The organism is Microcoleus sp. PH2017_08_TRC_O_A, assembly GCF_020738665.1.
Lineage (GTDB): Bacteria > Cyanobacteriota > Cyanobacteriia > Cyanobacteriales > Microcoleaceae > Microcoleus.
Genome location: NZ_JAEQCE010000036.1, coordinates 48,983 through 68,312, shown reverse-complemented (window position 1 = coordinate 68,312; position 19,330 = coordinate 48,983). Strand labels below are relative to the sequence as shown.

16 protein-coding genes are annotated in these 19,330 nt (G+C 46.1%); 8 read left to right on the top strand and 8 right to left on the bottom strand.

Going from position 1 to position 19,330, the window contains the following annotated elements; translation table 11 throughout:
• Positions 1-56: 56 nt before the first annotated feature.
• The 5 genes from JGK22_RS14780 to JGK22_RS14760 form a co-directional block, all read right to left on the bottom strand.
• The gene (locus JGK22_RS14780; RefSeq protein WP_293277107.1) at positions 57-3,476 is read right to left on the bottom strand and encodes a tetratricopeptide repeat protein; all 3,420 of its coding nucleotides are present in this window, start codon (positions 3,474-3,476) and stop codon (positions 57-59) included.
• 412 nt (positions 3,477-3,888) lie between these two features.
• A complete protein-coding gene (locus JGK22_RS14775) occupies positions 3,889-4,248 on the bottom strand; it encodes a DUF5615 family PIN-like protein (RefSeq protein ID WP_293206068.1) in 360 nt (119 codons plus the stop codon).
• Positions 4,245-4,580 (bottom strand): DUF433 domain-containing protein, encoded by a 336-nt coding sequence (locus tag JGK22_RS14770; RefSeq protein ID WP_293186907.1) that lies wholly within the window; start codon positions 4,578-4,580, stop codon positions 4,245-4,247. Before JGK22_RS14770 ends, JGK22_RS14775 begins: the two co-directional genes overlap by 4 nt.
• A 376-nt stretch (positions 4,581-4,956) precedes the next feature.
• The gene (locus JGK22_RS14765; protein ID WP_293206065.1) at positions 4,957-6,261 is read right to left on the bottom strand and encodes an aspartate aminotransferase family protein; all 1,305 of its coding nucleotides are present in this window, start codon (positions 6,259-6,261) and stop codon (positions 4,957-4,959) included.
• 206 nt (positions 6,262-6,467) lie between these two features.
• Positions 6,468-7,505, bottom strand: coding sequence for an adenosine deaminase (locus tag JGK22_RS14760; protein ID WP_293186909.1), 1,038 nt, complete (start codon positions 7,503-7,505; stop codon positions 6,468-6,470).
• A gap of 450 nt (positions 7,506-7,955) precedes the next feature.
• Here JGK22_RS14760 and JGK22_RS14755 point away from each other — a divergent pair, with 450 nt between their 5' ends.
• The 6 genes from JGK22_RS14755 to JGK22_RS14730 all read left to right on the top strand — a co-directional run bounded on the left by JGK22_RS14755 (position 7,956) and on the right by JGK22_RS14730 (position 11,403).
• Positions 7,956-9,296, top strand: coding sequence for an adenylosuccinate synthase (locus tag JGK22_RS14755; RefSeq protein WP_293186910.1), 1,341 nt, complete (start codon positions 7,956-7,958; stop codon positions 9,294-9,296).
• A gap of 186 nt (positions 9,297-9,482) precedes the next feature.
• Complete coding sequence (locus JGK22_RS14750) at positions 9,483-9,689, top strand: hypothetical protein (RefSeq protein WP_293186911.1); 207 nt, start codon at positions 9,483-9,485, stop codon at positions 9,687-9,689.
• 24 nt (positions 9,690-9,713) lie between these two features.
• On the top strand, positions 9,714-9,932 hold the full coding sequence (locus JGK22_RS14745; RefSeq protein WP_293192599.1) for a hypothetical protein: 219 nt from the start codon (positions 9,714-9,716) through the stop codon (positions 9,930-9,932).
• 56 nt (positions 9,933-9,988) lie between these two features.
• Positions 9,989-10,303 (top strand): hypothetical protein, encoded by a 315-nt coding sequence (locus JGK22_RS14740; RefSeq protein ID WP_293186913.1) that lies wholly within the window; start codon positions 9,989-9,991, stop codon positions 10,301-10,303.
• A 67-nt stretch (positions 10,304-10,370) separates the two neighbouring features.
• On the top strand, positions 10,371-10,565 hold the full coding sequence (locus JGK22_RS14735) for a hypothetical protein (RefSeq protein WP_293186914.1): 195 nt from the start codon (positions 10,371-10,373) through the stop codon (positions 10,563-10,565).
• 238 nt (positions 10,566-10,803) lie between these two features.
• Complete coding sequence (locus JGK22_RS14730) at positions 10,804-11,403, top strand: 50S ribosomal protein L25/general stress protein Ctc (protein WP_293186915.1); 600 nt, start codon at positions 10,804-10,806, stop codon at positions 11,401-11,403.
• 121 nt (positions 11,404-11,524) lie between these two features.
• On the opposite strand, the gene JGK22_RS14725 is transcribed toward JGK22_RS14730, so the two are convergent.
• From JGK22_RS14725 to JGK22_RS14715, 3 genes are all read right to left on the bottom strand, one after another.
• Positions 11,525-11,980, bottom strand: coding sequence for a Uma2 family endonuclease (locus JGK22_RS14725; RefSeq protein WP_293206062.1), 456 nt, complete (start codon positions 11,978-11,980; stop codon positions 11,525-11,527).
• Positions 11,981-11,992: 12 nt separating this feature from the next.
• Positions 11,993-12,166 carry a hypothetical protein gene (locus JGK22_RS14720; protein ID WP_293231899.1) on the bottom strand — a complete coding sequence of 58 codons (174 nt, stop codon included), beginning with the start codon at positions 12,164-12,166 and terminating at the stop codon, positions 11,993-11,995.
• Between the two features lie 183 nt (positions 12,167-12,349).
• Complete coding sequence (locus JGK22_RS14715; RefSeq protein ID WP_293196804.1) at positions 12,350-12,550, bottom strand: hypothetical protein; 201 nt, start codon at positions 12,548-12,550, stop codon at positions 12,350-12,352.
• Positions 12,551-12,763: 213 nt separating this feature from the next.
• Between JGK22_RS14715 and JGK22_RS14710 the strand changes: the two genes are divergently transcribed.
• Both JGK22_RS14710 and JGK22_RS14705 read left to right on the top strand, forming a co-directional pair.
• Positions 12,764-17,341 carry a tetratricopeptide repeat protein gene (locus JGK22_RS14710; RefSeq protein WP_293313102.1) on the top strand — a complete coding sequence of 1,526 codons (4,578 nt, stop codon included), beginning with the start codon at positions 12,764-12,766 and terminating at the stop codon, positions 17,339-17,341.
• A 288-nt stretch (positions 17,342-17,629) separates the two neighbouring features.
• Positions 17,630-19,273, top strand: a complete 1,644-nt coding sequence (locus JGK22_RS14705; protein WP_293206058.1) for a tetratricopeptide repeat protein — start codon at positions 17,630-17,632, stop codon at positions 19,271-19,273.
• Positions 19,274-19,330: the final 57 nt, after the last annotated feature.

Genomic DNA, 19,330 nt, shown 5'->3' with positions numbered 1-19,330 from the left:
AAGACCCTCTTCCCTCTTCGTCCGCGGAGGCGGACATCGTTTGTGTAGCCGCGGTTTCAACCGCCGGGGCCTTCTTCACCCACCGCCGGGGCCGGGCCCTCAACCGCCACAGAATCCCTAGACAAACCCAATCGGATCTGATTTTCCTTCAACGCCTCATAAAACTCCCTCACCACTTCCTCCGGCGCATCACTATCAGTCCCGCCCGCACCCATTTGATAAATCTCATTCTCTAAATTCTCTTCAATTTGAGGCCGACTTTCGCACCAATCCTTGATTCTTTCAGCTATAACATTCACATTATCCATCGCACCAACATCAATCGCGGATAATTCTGCCACAAATTGCGGTTCTGATATTTTCAATAACTTACTAAAAGCCGCCACAATTTCTTCAGGTTTCGCATCATCGGGAAGTGACATTTTGAGACTCCTTAAATCTATTTTTTCAGTTGACAGCGGTAAAGTTTCGGTTTCGCCAATTAGGGTAAATGCAGCCCAAGCTATGGGACTCGGAAATCGAGCTTTTGTGGTTAGCATAGCACACCGCAAGGCCGCTGCTCGATTGTCGCCCCGTGCTAAATTTTGGTAGAATTCCGTCATTAGCAACTTGGCTGAAATCACTCCCATATTCCACAGGGAAACGATGATGCTGGGGACTCCGGCGAGGATGAAGCAGCGCGACAATCCGATGACTCCATCTCCCGTGATTTTACCGCGCCCGGTGCTGCACGCGCTCAATACTACGAGTTCGGAATCGAGTTTTAATTGCAGGATATCCACGGCATGAATTGCGCCGTCGTCGTCTCCCGATGGTGCTAAAATTATCGCGCCGGGAATGCCGGAACCTTGGAAATCGTCGAGGAGTCCGTGGGCGGATAAATGGACGATGCGCGTGTTTAGCATTCTGTCTAAAATGGCGACTTTGGTGGCATTGTCTCCGCTAATTGCTTGGGTTTGTAAAGTGGCGGCGATGGCTTCGGCGGCTTCTTTTGCCCTGGGAATTTGGCGGAGTTTGTGGGGGTCTAATTGGAAGTTTTGGTGGATGGTTGGATCGCCGACAATTAGGGCGGCTTGTCTCAATCCTCGGACTCGGTTTTGATGTTCGCGGGTGAATTCTAATACTTGGATGGATGGGCTGGTGAGGATGGTATGATGTTCGATTAGGTAGCGGTTGTGGCTATCTTGCAAGGCGGCGAAAGGAACTAAAAATAAGTCGTAGTGGGGGACGAAGATGATGGGGGAATTGGCATCGGTGGGCAGTAAGTCGATGATGGGTTCGATCAGGATTTGATGGAGGAGTTGCAGTAGGGGAAAGCGGCCTGTTTCGTCTCGATTGTACTGGGATTCTAGCTGAATTTTGTTGCCTGCGTCGTCGGTTTCTACGGTGCCGATGGAGACGCGGGTTTGGAGGATGATTTGTTTGAGGGTTTGGTTTTGTTGGTTGAGGGGTTCGAGGTTGGCGGCGCGATGGGTGATGTTGCCGTTTGGTTGGATTACCCAGATGTAAATTTCTGGATCGACAATCGAATATTCAACTATTGTGGAGTTTCTGTCGCGGGCGATTTGTTGGATTTTGGGGATTGATAATTTATTTGTTTGGTCCTTGGTTGGTAATTCATTTATTAATAAGGTTTGTTGTAATAATTCGACGAAGGCACGGGTGCGGGACATTTCAGATATTTCTAAGGCTTCGTTAAATTGCGATCGGGCGACTAGGACTTTTTGTAAACCGTGATAAGCCGATATTTGAGTTTCAAAAAATGATATTTTATGGTTGTCATTGACTAACTCAGAACGCAGATTTTCACGATTTTGGATTGATGCACGAAGTGCTTTTTCAGCTTCACCAAGTTGGTAGATTTTTATTAAACTACTTCCCAAATTGTTGAGGGAATTAGCTTCCCATTGGCGATTTTCTATTTCCCGTGAAATCACTAAAGATTGTTCGTAAAATTCGATCGCCCTGTAGTATTGCCCTAGGGAATTGTAAGCAATTCCCAAATTGCAAAGGGAAGCAGCTTCTCCATTGCGGTCTCCGATTTCCCGTTTAATTACTAAAGACTGTTCGTGAAATTCGATCGCCCTGTGAAATTGCCCTAGGGAATAGTAAGCATTGCCCAAATTGCCGAGGGAATTAGCTTCTCCTTGGCGACCTCCGATTTCCCGTTTAATCACTAAACACTGTTCGTGAAATTCGATCGCCTTTTGGTATTGTCCTGAGTATTGGTAAGCATTGCCCAAATTGGTGAGCGAATTAGCTTCCCATTGGCGATTTCCTATTTGCCGTGAAATCACTAAAGATTGTTCACAAAATTCGATCGCCCTGTGGTATTGTCCTAGGGAATTGTAAATATTGCCTAAATTGCAAAGGGAAGCAGCTTCTCCATCGCGATCTCCGACTTCCCGTTTAATCACTAAAGACTGTTCGAGAAAATCGCTCGCCTTGTGAAGTTGCCCTAGTGAACAGTAGGTAGCGCCCAAATTGCCGAGGGAATTAGCTTCTCCTTGGCGATCTCCGATTTCCTGTCTAATCACTAAAGACTGTTCGTAAAATTCGAGTGCCTTGTGGTATTGCATTAGGGAATGGTAAGCATTGCCCAAACTGCCGAGGAAATTAGCTGCTTTTGGACGATCTCCGATTTCCTGTCTAATCACTAAAGACTGTTCGTAAAATTCGATCGCCCTGTGGTATTGCTCTAGGGAATTGTAAGCTGCGCCCAAACTGCCGAGAGAATTAGCTTCTCCAGGGCGATTTCCGATTTCCCGTTCAATCACTAAAGATTGTTCGTGAAATTCGATCGCCCTGTAGAATTGTCCTAGGAAATAGTAAGCAACACCCAAACTACTCAGGGACTTAGCTTCTTCATTGCGATCTCCGATTTCGCGCTTAATCACTAAAGACTGTTCCTGAAAATAGATAGCTGTATGGAATTGTTTTAGGGAACTGTAAGCAATGCCTAAATTGCCGAGGGAAATAGCTTCTCCAGGGCGATTTCCAATTTCTCGTGAAATCTCTAAATACTGTTCGTGAAATTCAATCGCCCTGTGGAATTGCCCTAGGGAATTGTAACCAACGCCCAAATTGCCGAGGGAATTAGCTTCTCCAGGGCGATTTTCGATTTCCCGATAGATAGTTAATGACTGTTCCCAAGACTGCAAAGCTTCTCGAAATTGACCGATATTATACTGTTGAGTTCCTTGTTCAAACAGTCTGTCTGCTTCTGCTTGTAGGGTAACTGCCACTGAAGATTTGTTATTCATCTCAATCTGCGTCCCTGCAAAATTCATTAACCGATCCGCATTATTTAGTTGCCCAAATTTTATGAGATTATCCGCCTCTTCTAGCATTGCCGCCACCAAGCCATCATCCAGCAATTCCGGGTGAGTTTTCAATATCTGGGCTTCATCGCCGCTGGGACTATTTAGCAGTTGATTTATCAGGTTGAGATAGGCTTGTTGGCGATCTAAGTTCATGGCGATTTGGGATTTGGGATGGTTCGCTATATTAATTTATTATCGGTGAAACTCATCTGTTTGGGGCGGGCGATGGCAAGATTGTTGTAGGTGTGGCGAGAAACCGGGTTTTTTCGAGAATCCTTCGTTACAGTCGAAGATTTCGGAAAAAACCCGGTTTCTGAGATTTTGGGTGTGGCCAGAAACCGGGTTTTTTCCGAGGATATCGATACACAGCCTAAAGACTGCGAAAAACCCGGTTTCTTTGGTTTATGTCGTAGTCTTGGATGCGCGGGGTGGCGAGAAACCGGGTTTTTTCCAGAATAGTTGGTTACAGTCGGTGATTTGGGCAAAAACCCGGTTTCTGAGATTTTGGGTTTTGGTCGATTCCCTACGGGATAGCTACGCTTCACGCACTTTTTGCAACAATCTTTTATAATGGAATCCAATCCAACTTATCAATCCATTCTTCAGCCTCAGAAGTCTCCCAAACCATCACAATTTCTTCTGCCCATCTGCCTAAACTCGCACTTGGACGCACCCAAAAAAGTCCCCAAATTTGTCCTCCCGTCGCCCAATATTCTGTCAAATGTCCTGGAATACTTTTGCGGTTATCCGTTACTAATAGCCTTTGTGATGATTCCAAATAGCTGATAATTTCTGGATCGAGGGTTCCTAAGGTTGGTGCATTTGCGTCCCCCACCCGCAAAATATCTATCTCCGGCTGGAAGTGCAAAACAGCACTTTTGAGCTTAGGTGGCAAATTTTCATCGAGTAAAAAACGAATTTTCACTTTAGTAGAATTAACTCCTGTTCTCGTTGTGCTTTGATTGCTCTCAAACGTTTTACTACATCAGAAGGTTCTTTAGCTAACCATTCCTGATAGCGTTCTTCCCGCCACTTCGCCAGCCGCAACATATAAGCATCCATCTGTCTGCGATTTTGCAGATAATAGGTTAGCGTCGCGTAAATCTTCTCTAAATTCAGAGTGGGTAATTCCACCAGAATTTGGTCGGGAGAATATCCATCCAAGTAATATTTAATCACGTCATCGATGCCGATCCGATGTCCTTTGATGCGGATGTCATCGGGGTCGAGAAACTCAAAATAGTCTTCTAGTTGCATCGGTTTATCTCCGAATACTTAGTTAATCGCATTTTATCATAAATTGGGATGTGTGGAGTGGCGAGAAACCGGGGTTTTTCCGAAAATATCGATACACCGCCTAAAAACTGCGAAAAACCCGGTTTCTTTGGTTTATGTCGTAGTGCGATTATTTGTTCAGGGGGCTGTTTGTTTGTCCGCGAGTCCGCCAGGGGTTAAAACCCCTGTCTCATAGCTAAAGTCGGTTGAAACCGACTGAAGACTGCTGCAAAATACTCGAATATTTGTTAATTTCATCTACTTTTCAGTCCTCTTTTAGAGGACTTTCGCTATGAGACGGGGGTTTTCAACCACCGGCGGACTTGTGGGGTAGCGTGGGGATTTTGGTGGCGGGGATTTACTCCATCCCCTGCAAAACCCCTGTCAAAATTTCCACAATGCGATCGATATGTTCCTTCTCAATAATCAGCGGCGGCGACAACGCAATTATATCACCAGTCGTGCGAATCAACAACCCATTTTCGTAGCACTTTACAAAACAATCAAAAGCCCGTTTCCCCGGTTTCCCAGCAATAGATTCCAACTCAATCCCCGCCACAAGTCCCAAATTGCGAACATCAATCACGTGGCGAACTCCTTTGAAAGAATGCACCGCATCTTCCCAGTAACCAGCAATCTTATCCGCCCGTTCAAATAACTTTTCTTCCTCATAAATATCCAGCGTCGCCAAAGCAGCCGCACAAGCCACCGGATGCCCCGAATAAGTATAACCGTGAAACAGCTCGATCGCATTTTCAGCAGCATTCATGAAAGCATCATAAATTCCCTCCTTCACAAACACCGCCCCCATCGGCACAGTACCGTTGGTTATCCCTTTTGCCGTCGCCACTATATCCGGAACCACACCAAAATATTCGGTTGCAAAACTCGAACCTAAACGCCCGAAACCTGTAATTACCTCATCAAAAATCAGCAGAATTCCGTACTTATCACAAATCGCTCTAAGCCTTTCTAAATAACCTTTTGGTGGAATCAAAACCCCCGTAGAACCAGCCACCGGTTCCACAATTACCGCCGCAATATTCGACGCATCATGTAAAGCCACAATCCCTTCTAATTCATCGGCCAAATGCGCTCCCCATTCCGGCTGTTTGCGGCTGAAAGCATTGTGTTCTAAATTGTGAGTGTGAGGTAAATGATCGACTCCCGTGAGCAAACTGCCGAAAAACTTGCGATTTGGGCCAATGCCGCCCACAGAAATTCCCCCAAAACCAACACCGTGATAACCGCGTGCTCTACCAATCAATCTTTGGCGAGTTCCTTCACCTCTAATTCGATGATAGGCGATCGCAATTTTTAACGCAGTCTCCACCGATTCCGAACCAGAATTAGTAAAGAAAACGCGATCGAAATTGCCTGGAATCATCTTCACCAAACGTTCGGCTAATTCAAAAGCAGCCGGATGTCCCATTTGAAAAGGTGGCGCGTAATCTAAGTTTAAAACTTGTTGTTTAACTGCTTCGGCAATTGTCTCCCGGGCGTGGCCAGCATTCACGCACCAAAGCCCCGCAGTACCATCGAGGATTGAGCGATTATCATCGCTGGTAAAGTGCATATCTTTTGCCGAAACTAACATTCGCGGATTCGCTTTAAACTGTCGGTTGGCAGTGAATGGCATCCAGTAAGCGTCCATATTTGTCATATTTTTTATCCTTTTTTATTGATGTTTCTGTTTCCCAAATATAACTCAATACGGTTCAGATCAAACGGCGGTTGAAACCGCATCTATACAAACAAAACCCGCCTTCGCGGGTTAAAGATGAAACGGCGGTTGAAATTACCTTATTTTCTTCAGTCCGCGGAGGCGGACTTCCTTTGTGTAGACGCGGTTTCAACCGCCGTCTCATCTTAATTCACGATCGCACTCACAGACTCATTCTGCAACAAACCAGTCAGCATTTGCGCCGGTTGCTCCCCGTAAGGCCACGCGAAAGCATGGCGGAAAGCGGCATTTTGACAGGCTTGCAATTGCCGAAAATCAATGATATCCAAAGTCAATAAATTCTCGTATTCAAAAGGCAGTCGCACGTTGTGCAATCCCGCATTGTCAGTACAAATCGCAATATCGACACCGGCTTCAAAACATCGATCGAACACAACCTTCAATTCCCGCATATCCTGCAAGGTTCCCGTTTTCAGATAGGTAGTCGGGCAAACTTCCAAGCATTGACCCCTACGCGCCACCTCTGGCAGCAGTTCGGGATATTTTAACGGAATTTGAATCCCGTGACCGATCCGCATCAGATAAGGCAAAAGTTCGGGATAGCAGCCAGAGCTTGTTTCGTAGAGATGTCCGGTGGTTTTAATGCCGATCGACCTTGCGTACTGGTACAATCCCACAAACTCATCCAGGCGATCGCCAATAGCAGCATCGCCGCCCGCCAGATCGATCGCACAAACATATTCTCCCATTTGTGCAGCCAAATCTACGATCGCCCGATTCACCTCATAGGGTAAGCGCGAGTGCATACACAAAATTTGGCTAGTAACAATCGGACAATCACTAATTTGACTTGCCTTACCCACAACTTGGACAATTTCTGCCATCAAATCAATGCGTTTTGACTGATCCAAATGCTCAGGAGTCCGCAGATAAGGCGTATAGCGCAACTCCAAATAAGCCAGATTTTCAAACACGTAAGCGCCCCGCATCAACCGATAGATGAAATAAGGCAAAGTCTCAACAGTTTGCACGCTTTCCACCAGCGTGTGCAGTTCCAAATACTCGTCGAGAGTATTGCGCGGGCGAGTGTAAAACTCCTCAAATGCGGAATATTGTTGAAAGCGATCGACCATTTCGGCATTATGGCGATCGAAATACCGCCACAAAATTCGAGGAACCACAGAACCACCTAGATGTCGGTGCAACTCAGCGTGTAAAGTCATGCGATTTTAGATTTTAGATTTTAGATTTTAGATTGAAAGAATTGAAGGATTGAAGGAATTGAAGGATTGAAGGAATTGAAGGAATTTAAGGAATTTAAGGAATTTAAGGAATTTAAGAATTTGTAATTTAGTCCTAGACACATCAGTGGCCAGAAACCTGGTTTTCCCAAATACTAGCCAACAACCTCCAGCAGGTAAACTGTTCCCCATTTAAGCTACCCATTGGATTCCCATAAAAACTCATCAAATTCTCTCCCATTCTCCAATTCTCCCCCTCTCCCATTCTCCCCCTCTCCCCCTCTCCCCCTCTCCCCGGATCGTCCTGGTAGTCTTTTCTTGAGACCAATACAGCCTCACTTCTCTAAATTGTAACAAAAATTAATTTGACATCCGGGACGCATTCGTACATAATCGGAGTTTGTGTCAACCTGAACTGAACGCGAGAAACCCTTGGCTAACGTAGTTGTGATCGGCGCCCAGTGGGGCGATGAAGGAAAAGGCAAAATTACCGATTTGCTCAGCAAATCCGCAGATATCGTTGTCCGCTACCAAGGGGGCGTCAACGCCGGTCACACGGTAGTAGTCAACGGTCAAACTTTCAAGCTGCACTTAATTCCGTCCGGGATTCTCTACCCTGAGACAGAGTGTATCATCGGCTGCGGCACGGTAATCGACCCTAAAGTTTTAATAGCAGAATTAGATCAGTTAGAAAAACTGAATATTTCGACTGCCTCGCTGATGATTTCACAGACTGCTCACGTCACGATGCCCTATCACCGATTAATTGATGTAGCATCGGAAGAGCAGCGCGGAAATTATAAAATCGGCACGACGGGACGCGGTATCGGCCCGACTTACGCCGACAAATCCGAACGCACTGGCATTCGGATGCTCGATTTAATGGACTTGGAAGGTTTGCAAGAACAACTGGAATGGACGATCGAGCATAAAAACGTCATTCTGGAAAAACTCTACAATTTGCCGCCTCTAAATCCGCAAGAGGTAATTGATGAATATCGAGTTTATGCCGATCGTTTGCGGCCGCACGTAGTAGACAGTTCCCTAAAGATTTATGAGGGACTTCACAAGCGGAAAAATATTCTGTTTGAAGGCGCCCAAGGCACTTTATTAGACTTAGATCACGGCACGTATCCTTACGTTACTTCCAGCAATCCCATCGCTGGCGGCGCTTGTGTGGGAACCGGAGTTGGCCCCACAGCGATCGATCGAGTAATTGGCGTAGCAAAAGCCTATACAACCCGCGTCGGAGAAGGCCCATTCCCTACCGAAATGGTCGATGGAATTGGTGCAGTTTTGGGCGAAAGAGGTGCAGAATTCGGCACCACAACCGGCCGCAAACGGCGCTGCGGCTGGTTCGACGCAGTAATCGGCCGCTACGCAGTCCGCATCAACGGCCTTGATTGTCTCGCTGTTACCAAACTAGATGTTTTGGATGAATTAGAAGAAATCAAGGTTTGCGTTGCTTACGAAATTGACGGGGAACGCTGCATTGATTTCCCGAAAAGTTCCCGGATATTTGCTCGCTGTAAACCGATTTATGAAACCCTTCCCGGTTGGAAACAGTCCACGGAAGAATGTCGCAATTTGGAAGATTTGCCATCGCAAGCCTTGGATTATCTAAAGTTTTTGGCAGATTTGATGGAAGTGCCGATCGCCATTGTATCTCTCGGAGCCAGTCGCGACCAAACTATTATTGTCGAAGACCCGATTCACGGGCCGAAGCGGGGATTATTGTCGGTTGATGGCACGGCTGTAGTAGCACAATCATAAAACTCATGCAACAGTAGCTGTAGAGTGCGTCGCCATCAAAAATCCCAAAAAAGAGCCACAATCTCGCAGCGACGCACCGCTGCATACAGTCTTTCAGGAAACAACCCTCCGTTCCACGCTAGCCCAACACTCATGATTGTTGCAAGACGAGGCGAGAATTGGTATTATTTACAGGGAGTCAAGTAAATGACTGACGAGGATGAACAGATAGCACGGCTAGAAGTTCACAGGGACATGATTGGATGGCTTATAATGGAGTTGAGCAAAGAAGGAATAGAAGCCAAAAGAACAACCGGAAACAATCCCAAAGGTGATATTTTGATAGTCAACCAGCAAGATGTTCCGCGAATTAAACAGCTACTCCGTAATTTGCAGGTAGAATTCAATAGTTAATTTATCAAAAAAATATAAACAATAATGAATGAACCGCATATTGAAATTAAAGCCTGGAAAACCAAGAAAATAGATTCAACCAAAGCTAAGGAAATATGTCAAAAAGGAACTGTGATTGGAGTTATTACCACAGGAGGAATTACTAAACCTGCTAAAACTGTATTCGATCGAGCAGATATAGCTTGGGTAGAAAATTTTCCAGAAAGTAAGTTATTGAATCAGGAAGGTCAAGAGGAAAGCTAATGTTAGATCTTATTTTTTATACCTTCAAAACTGATCGACCGCCGCACTATATCGAAATGTCTGAAGACGTTTACGAGTGGTTGGCAAAATCAGAATTTTCCAAAATTGGCAAATCTGTTCCCAGAAATATTTTGATAGATGAAGAAGAGGAGAAACTACCTTTAGTTGAGTTAGATCGAGATATTCGCCAGAAGCTCAGAAGTTTTTTCCGCGATGCAATTATCTGCGAAAGCGATACCGTCCTCACCAAGCTGGGAGATTCTCCTCTCAAAGAAGAGTATCAATCAGCAACCTACCGTTTGAGGAAATTGCTAGACTTGCTAAAATGTGTTGAAAACGAAGATTATCAATATCTTCAACGAGTCCTTTAATTAAGTTAGTTCGATCGCCCTATCATAATAACGAGTTTTCAGATGTTTAGTGGGAGGAGCAATCCCAATGTTTGACATCAGTTTTTATTCAGCCAATGGTGAACCGTCTGATAGTGTAAGAATCACAGCAAATACTTACGAATGGTTGGCAAAGTCTGATTTTTCCAAAATAGGTGGCGCATCAATCGATACCGAAATTCACTTAGATGAAGAAAATGTAATTCTGCCTCTAGTTGAATTAAATCAGGAGATTCGCCAGTAGTTCAAGAAAATTTTCAGCGAAGCAATCATCAGTGAAAGCGATTTAGTTCTGACTAAGCTTGGTGATTCCCCTTCAAAAGAAGAGTATCAATCAGGAACGTACCGTTTGAGAAAAATGCTCGAATTGCTGAAGTGTGTGGAAAACGAAAATTATCAATACCTTCAGCGAATTTAATTGAACGCGATCGCACTACCACAATTCTGGTAAAATGTGAAAACAATCAACAGAAAGTCATAAAATGGAAATCGCAGTAGAATGTCAAAAGCGGGCAGAAGGCAGCAAACCTAACGCCCTCCGCCGCTCCGGATTGATTCCCGCCGTCCTTTACGGACACAAAGGCTCTGAATCCATTTCCCTTACCGTCAAAGCTAAAACAGTTGAAACCCTGCTCAAAAAACACGCAGTCAACAACACCCTAATTGATCTCAGCATTCCCGAACTCTCTTGGAGCGGAAAAACATTGCTCAGAGAAGTTCAAGTCCATCCTTGGAAAGGTTTTCCTTACCACCTGAGCTTTTTCTCCGTAGCAACTCAAGACAGCCTGGAAGTTGAAGTGTCTCTGCATTTTGTCGGCGAATCTGTCGGCGTCAAGTTAGAAGGTGGTATGTTGGAAACTGTGCTGACGCAAATCGCAGTTAAGTGCAAACCTGATAGCATTCCTGATGCAATTGAAGTAGATATTTCTAATTTGAAGGTAGGGGATGCGCTGCACATTCACGAATTAGTTTTACCTGCGGGAGCAGAAGCTCTCGGCGACCCAACTCAGGTGGTTGTTACCGTGTTGGGAACTAAAGCCAGCCCTGAAGAAGAAGCAGAAGAAGCAGCAGCCGCAGCTTGATCGGTAATTGATAAGATTTGCTAACTAATAGTTGACATCGAGGCGATCGCTTTCTCCAAAAAGGGCGATCGTTTTTTGCAAAAAAGCAGTTATAGTTTTTGGGCGATCGCACTTTCTCTACTCAGCCTTGAATCTGCTGTCGAACCCATTGACGAAAATCTATCTCTGCGGCAACTTCATCAATGAAAGCAGCTTCTAGAAACTGGTATAAATCAGTTTTTTCAATAATCGGAAAAGTCGGAGATCGATCGCGCTCGACATAAGCCCCATCGACTAATTGCAGAATTCGCCATACCCGCCCGTTAAACCGCCAAAACTCAGGCACTCCCATACTCGCATAGAGTGTATTTTTATTGAGATCCGTATGAGTAATATCCACTTCCACGACTAAATCCGGGGCAGGATCGACATTCAAATTAACCGGGCGATCGGCAACTAAGGCATAATTCTGGATATAGTACCCATTGTCGGGTTCGGCGCTCTTGAGTAGGTCTTCGCGATCGAGCGTAGTCGATCCCATCGTCTTGATTTTCATGCCCATCTCCACCACAAGGACTTGAATCAAGCGTTCGATCAAGCGAGCAGAGCGTTAGTGTCCTTCGAGGGACTGGGTAATTTCTAACACTCCGTTATCGTAGGTAAAGCGGGCGCGGGTGCGATCCGCCAGCAAACTTTGAATTTGCTTGAAGGCCTGCCAATCGAGGTCGCGAAAGGTGAGGCGCTTTTCTCCGACAAGTTGAGGTGGCGGCTCTAACAACATCAAAATTACCGCAATTTGAGATCGGATCGGATGTACGGTTGAAACCGCTTCTACACAAACGATGTCCGCCTCCGGGGACTAAGGATCGCGAATTAAATAACTTACAATTTTAATTATTGTGGGATGGGCGTCCCGCCCGTCCAGAAAGGGCGGGCGTCCCGCCCACCCCACTTTCAAGAGTGTAAATTATTTAATTTCTATTCCTAAGAGAGGATAACGTAATTTTAACCGCCACTCTTCAACTCCTCGCTCGATCGCGTGCAAGCTTGTATAGACGCGGTTTGGAACCGTCTTCTGAACCTTATTATAAGATATTTCTTCAACAAGTCTTGTAGTGCAGGCATCCTGAGTGCGATCGATTTTGGTGCTACTCGTTCTGCTCTTCAACCGGCGTCCGGCGGGTTTTGTTTGTATAGACGCGGTTTCAACCGCCCGGTTTCAACCGCCCGGTTTCAACCGCTGAGTTTCTCCCCAGTACCCCGAGTGAAAAAAAATAAGACTTAGGGGAACAAGCCTGCTACTGTTAGTGTCAAACGCAAGTATAATTATTTAACGTTTCGACTACCCTATTTAATTGCTGCCTCAGTCGCCACCGCCCCTATGCCATCAACAGTCAATACAGAATCAACAGCGGTTCAATTTAACCAACAGGGAGAAATATACTTATCCCAACGGAAATTAGCAGAAGCGATCGCCTCCTGCGAGCAAGCTTTAAAGATTGACCCCAATTTTGCACCGGCTTACAAAACTTTGGGCAATGCGCTGCAAGCTCAAGGCAGAATGGAAGAGGCGCGACACTGGTACGCTAAAGCTATTGAAATTGCACCGAATTTTGCGGAAGTATACGCGAATTTAGGCAGCATTGGCGCGCAGCAGGAAAAATGGTCGGAGGCGATCGAGTTTTACCAAAAGGCGATCGCGCTTAAGCCTAATTTCGCCGGAGTATACCGGAATTTAGCCAAAGTATTCGGACAAATTGGCAAAGCGGCAGAAGCTCAAGAATGCTGGTATCGCGCATTCTGTTTGGAACCGGAAAAAGCATCTCCGGCAGAACATTTAAGTATGGGTGATGCTTTCTTTCGGCAAGAAAAGTTCCCGGAGGCGATCGGCTGTTACGATCGCGCCATAAAATTAAATCCTAATCTACCTCAAGCTTACCAAAACTTAGGCGAAGCGCTGAAAAAAGAAGGCAAGTTACAGGAAGCAACAGTATATTATCGCAAAGCTATTGAACTGAACGCAGCTAATGCTAGAAACGGCAGCGAGGGAGAGCAAACTTTGGCGGGTGCAACGGCGACTAACGGTGCAGCAGTTAAACAGCAACCCGCCGCACCCCCAGCCAAGCCGGTAGTCAAGCCGCCAGTCAAGCCGGCAGTTAATTCTACAATTAATATAGAAGATCCAGAAGCATACAAAATACTCGCAGAAGGCTATTTTGCTCAGGGCAAATTGGAACAGGCAATTTCTGCTTGCAAAAAAGCTCTACAAATTAAGCCGGAAGCGCCACTTTACAAAATGCTCGGCAACGCCCTGCAAGCAAGTGGCAAAATTGATGAAGCTAAAAGTTGCTATGTCAAAGCAATCGAAATTAACCCGAATTTTGCCGAAGCCTACGCTAATTATGGCAGCATTTGCGCGCAGCAAGAACAGTGGCAGCAAGCGGTTTCTGCTTACGAAAAGGCGATCGCCCTGAAACCGGATTTTGCTGGTGCTTTACGAAATTTTGGGAAACTTTTAGCGCAGTTAGGCAAGTCGGAGGCGGCAGCCGAAGCCTGGTATCGAGCATTTGCGATCGATCCGAAGTCGGGCACGGCTGAGGATTTGGAAAATTTAGCCAAAACTTTGATCGAGCAAGGTAAGGTAGAGCAAGGAATCGACTGTTACCGGCGCGCGGTTGAGTTAAACCCAAATTCTGGCGCAGCTTATCACGAATTGGGCGAACTTCTGAAGGGTCAAGAACAGTGGGAAGCGGCAGTAGATGCTTACATCAACGCAATTAAAACAAATCCCGAACTTTCTTGGTCGCACAACAATTTAGCTGAGTCGCTGGTTAAGTTGGAACGCTGGGAAGAAGCTATAAATGCTTACCGCAAGGCGATCGAATTAAATCCAGATTTTAGCTGGTCTCACAACAATTTAGCAGATGTGTTGCTGAAGTTGGAACGCTGGGAAGAAGCTGTAGAGGCTTACCAGAAAGCAACAGAATTAAATCCAGATTTCAGTTGGTCGCACAACTATTTAGCAGACGCGCTGATTAAACTGGGAAGGTGGGAAGAGGCTATTTCGGCTTACCAAAGGTCGATCGAACTAAATCCCGATCATTTCTGGGCCCACAACAATTTAGCAGAAGCGCTGGTGAATTTGGAACGCTGGGATGAGGCGGTGGTTGCGTACCGGCGCGCTAACGAACTGAATCCGAGTTTCTTCTGGTCTCATAGCAAGTTGGGCGATGCGCTGCTAGAAATGGAAAGATGGGATGAGGCGATCGCAGTTTACCGTCGCGCGGCGGAGTTGAATCGCGATTTTCCGTGGACTTATTACAACATGGGGACGGCTTTTGAGAAGTTGGAACGGTGGGATGAGTCGATCGTTGCTTATCGCTGTGCGGTGGAAATTCAGCCGGATTTGCCGTGGATTTCGCAGAAGTTGGCTGATGCTTTGAGGATGCGATCGCAGTGGGATTTGCAGGATGCGATGCGTTTGTACCAGCGCGCGATTCAGGAAAATGCTGATGACTTGCAGTTGTATCACAAGGCGCTGGAGATTGCACCGAATGATGCTGACCTTTATGTTGGGTTGGCTGATGCTTTGGTGCGGCATGGTTGGGTTGATGGGGCGATCGTCTTCTATCAGATGGCGTTGCAGGTTCGGCCGGGCGATCGGGCTATTTCAGGGATGCTAGATGAAGTCTTAAAAAAAAAGGGGGTAGTTAGGGCTGCGGGAGGCGATCGCGCTATTAACGGACATTCGGGAAGTGCGATCGAAGATACCCCAGGAGTAGCTGCGGAGTACCACGAATTAGGTGAGTCTCTGCAACAAGAAGGTAAATTTACCGAAGCTATTGCCGCCTACCGCAAAGCAATTGCCATTAATCCTAATTACTTTGGAACTCACCACAATTTAGGAGATGTTCTGAAATGGATGGGGAAAATTGATGAGTCCATTAAAAGCTATCAGAAATCTACACAAGTAAATCCAACTTTTGTTTGGTCGCACCACAACTTAGCAGATTTATATCAACAAGAAGGTCGTCTAGATGACGCTGTGGTGGCTTATCGGAAAGCGATCGCTCTCGATCCTGAATTTGGTTGGTCGTACCACAATTTAGCAAAAACTTTAGCTAAACAAAACAAGCTTTCCGAAGCTCTAGAAGCTTATCAAACAGCGAGTAAACTCGATCCGAAACTTTTTGGTTTGGATTATCAAAACCTACGAGATTCGCTATTCCTCGGTCAAGATCCTGCATACACCAAGTGGCGCGCTAAGCACAGCCCCAGACAAGCTGATTTGCGGAAAATGGCGGAAACACTAGAAATATTTAGCTACAAGCCACTGATTAGCATTGTGATGCCAGCGTACAATACGCCAGAAAATTATCTCAGGGAAGCTCTAGACTCAGTTATCAATCAAATATATCCGTACTGGGAACTGTGCATTGCTGACGACTTATCAACTGCGCCTCATGTCAAGCGGATTTTGCAGGAGTACGCAGCTAAAGATAGTCGCATAAAAGTAGTTTATCGAACCAAAAACGGTCACATTTCTCACTGTTCCAATTCTGCTTTGGAGTTGGCGACGGGTGAATTTATATCTCTGCTAGACCACGATGATACGCTGACACCAGAGGCATTGTATGAAGTGGTGCTGCTGCTGAACCGCCACCCGGAAGCGGACATGATTTATTCGGATGAAGATAAAATTTACGAAGACAAGGAACTAATCAATCCTTTTTTCAAGGCAGAATGGAGTCCCGATTCATTCCTGTCTCGGATGTACACCTGCCATTTGGGAACTTACAGGAAAAACTTAATTGATGAAATCGGCGGTTTTAGAGCAGGTTTTGAGGGAGCTCAAGATTACGATTTGGTTCTGAGGTTTACCGAAAAAACTGACAAGATATTTCACATCCCTAAAATTCTTTACCACTGGAGAATGCACGCGGGTTCGGCTGCTGGCGGTGTAGATGCAAAACCCTATGCCTATGATGCAGGGCAAAAAGCTTTGCAAGAGGCGATCGAGCGCAGGGGCGAACCGGGTAAAATTGAAGGCGTCCCCTACTTTCTGGGACACTTTATTGCACGCTATACCATCGCTGATTACAAGCGAGTCAGCATCATTATTCCCACGCGGGATTTAGGCGATGTCTTGGACAATTGCTTGGAGTCTATCTTTAGTAAAAGCGTCTACCCCAACTACGAAGTTATCGTCATCGACAACGGCAGTCAAGAGAAACACACGGCGGAAATTTTGGCTAAATGGACGAATCAGGAATCAGGGAGGTTTAAAAGTTACCGACTCGACATTCCCTTCAATTTCTCTAAGATTAACAACTACGCTGTGAGTAAAGCTCAGGGAGATTACTTGCTGTTTTTGAATAACGATACAGAGGTAATTACCCCCTACTGGATCGACGCTATGGTAGAGCAAGCTCAAAGAAGTTCGATCGGGGCTGTGGGCAATTTGTTGATATACTCAGATAACAAAATCCAGCACGCGGGAGTGGTGATGGGACTCGGAGGCGGAGTTGCCGGTCATAGTTACTATCATATGCCGCGATCTATTCCTGGCTATTTCGGAAATGTGGTAGGCATGAATAATGTTTCAGCGGTAACTGCTGCGTGTTTGATGTGTCGCCGCGAAGTATTTGAAAGTGTTGGGGGGTTTGACGAAGAGCTAACAGTGGCATACAATGATGTGGATTTGTGTTTGAAGATGTTAGAAAAGGGCTGTCGCAATATTTACTTACCTCATGTAGTTCTCTATCACCACGAATCTAAAAGTCGCGGTTATGAGGATTCGCCAGAAAAGAAAGCTCGGCTGAATAAGGAATCGAAGCTGATGGAAAGTAGGTGGCAAAAATATATTGACAATGACCCTTATTACAGTCCCCATTTAACTAGAGCGTGTCAAGACAGCGGTATTAGATTGGAGGACGAGAATTGGCGGCCAACTAATTAGGAACGAACATCCCCATGAGGGGTAGGCACGGGGGTACTACCCCTACAAATCAACAACCTGTAGGGGCGGTGCCCCGTGCCCGCCCTGGATGCCGGGGGAATCGCAAGGATTGTAACTTAGACAGAAGACCGATACAATTCATCAGACGGCACCAATGTCAACAACCTGTAGGGGCGGGTTCGCCGATAGCTTCAAGTGATACCCAAAGACTAAAAAACCCGCCCCCACCCGGCGCTTATAAAGCCTATCTCGACCAAACTAAAAAAATGAAATCTACGGTACAAAATTATGAATAACTCATTACAAGTCCACGAAGAAACTGCTTCTAATTATTTTCACAAAGGCAACCTCCTCAAACAGTCTGATAAATTACAGGAAGCCGCCGCCGCGTACCAGCGCTGTACGGAACTCAGCCCGGATTTTTCCTGGTATCACCACAACTTAGGTGAAGTTTTGGCGAAATTGGAGCAGCGGGATGGGGCTGAGAAAAGTTACCGCAGGGCTTGTGAACTCAACCCGAATTCGGCTTGGTCTTGGCACAATTTAGGGGAGGTTTTGGAACAGCAGGGCAATATCAATGAGGCCGTGGCTGCGTACCGCAAAGCTGTGGAATTATACCCTGATTTCTATGAGTTTCATAATAGTTTGGGTAAGGGTTTGTGCTTGCAAGGTCAATTGGATGAATCTGTAAGTTGTTTGCGAAGAGCGATCGAGCTTGACTCGGAATCGGCTTTACCTTACCAAAATTTGTGGGAGGCTTTGGCAAGGCAGGGACGGGTTGATGAAGGGATTGAGTGCTTGCAAAGGGCGATCGAGCTAAATCCAGGCGAGGCAGATTTGTACCTGAAGTTGGCAGAGGCCTTGCAAGGTAAAAATGAGTTTGCAGAAGCCGTCAATTATTACCGAAAGGCGATTCAGTTGAAGCCAGATTTCCATTGGCTTTACTATAAATTGGGAACGGCTTTATCGGCGCAGGGCAAATGGGAGGAGGCGATCACATCTTACCGGAAGGCGGCTGAGTTGGAGCCTGGTTCGGCGATCGTCCATCACTATTTGGGGCATACTTTGTCGATCGTCCAGCGCTGGGATGAGGCGATCGTATCTTACGGTAAAGCGCTTGAGCTTGTACCGGATGCAGCGGTGATTTACCAGCATTTGGGCGATGCGTTGACAAGGCTGCAAAAGTGGGAGCAGGCTGTGGGAGCTTATCGTAAGTCGGTTGAGTGCGATCGGAATTCGTTAGAGGCTCAGGATCATTTGGGGTTTGCTCTGTATCAGTTGGGGCGTTACGATGAGGCGATTTCTGCCTATCGCAGAGCGCTGGAAATTGCTCCTAATTCGGATGTAGTGAACTGTCATTTAGGTGATGCTTTGCGAGGACGAGCTCGCCTTCAACCGCTTCAGAAAGAGGTTGAGCTGGATTTGGATGAGGCGGTAAAGTGTTATGGCAGGGCGATCGAATTGAATCCCAGCAATTTGGAGGCTGCTCAAAAGGCTGTGGAGATTAATTCTGACGACTCCGAGCTTTATTTGCAGCTAGGTAAGGCTTTGGTAGAACAAGGACAGTTAGATGGGGCGATCGCTCAGTACCGTCGCGTTCTCGATCGAAATTCTGACTCTTGGGCCGCTCATCATTTCTTAGGGGAAGCTTTGGCAAAACTGGGGCGGTGGGATGAGGCGATCGATGCTTACGATCGATGTGTGAAGGTTAATCCTGACGATTTTATGTCTTACGCTGGTTTGGGTGATGTTTGGCTGGGTAAAGGAATGTCAGAGAGGGCGATCGAGTTTTATCAAAAGGCGATCGATCTTAATCCTAATTTTGCTGAGGTTTATGACAAGTTGGGTGATACTTTGGCTAAGCTGGGGCGACAAAAGGAGGCGAGTGTTTGTTATCGTCGGGGGCTGGAATTAAAGGCGAAAGTTTCTTGATTGCCAAATAACTTGGGCTCATCTAAAAAAAGATTTTGCGCTGGGCTACACTTTCGC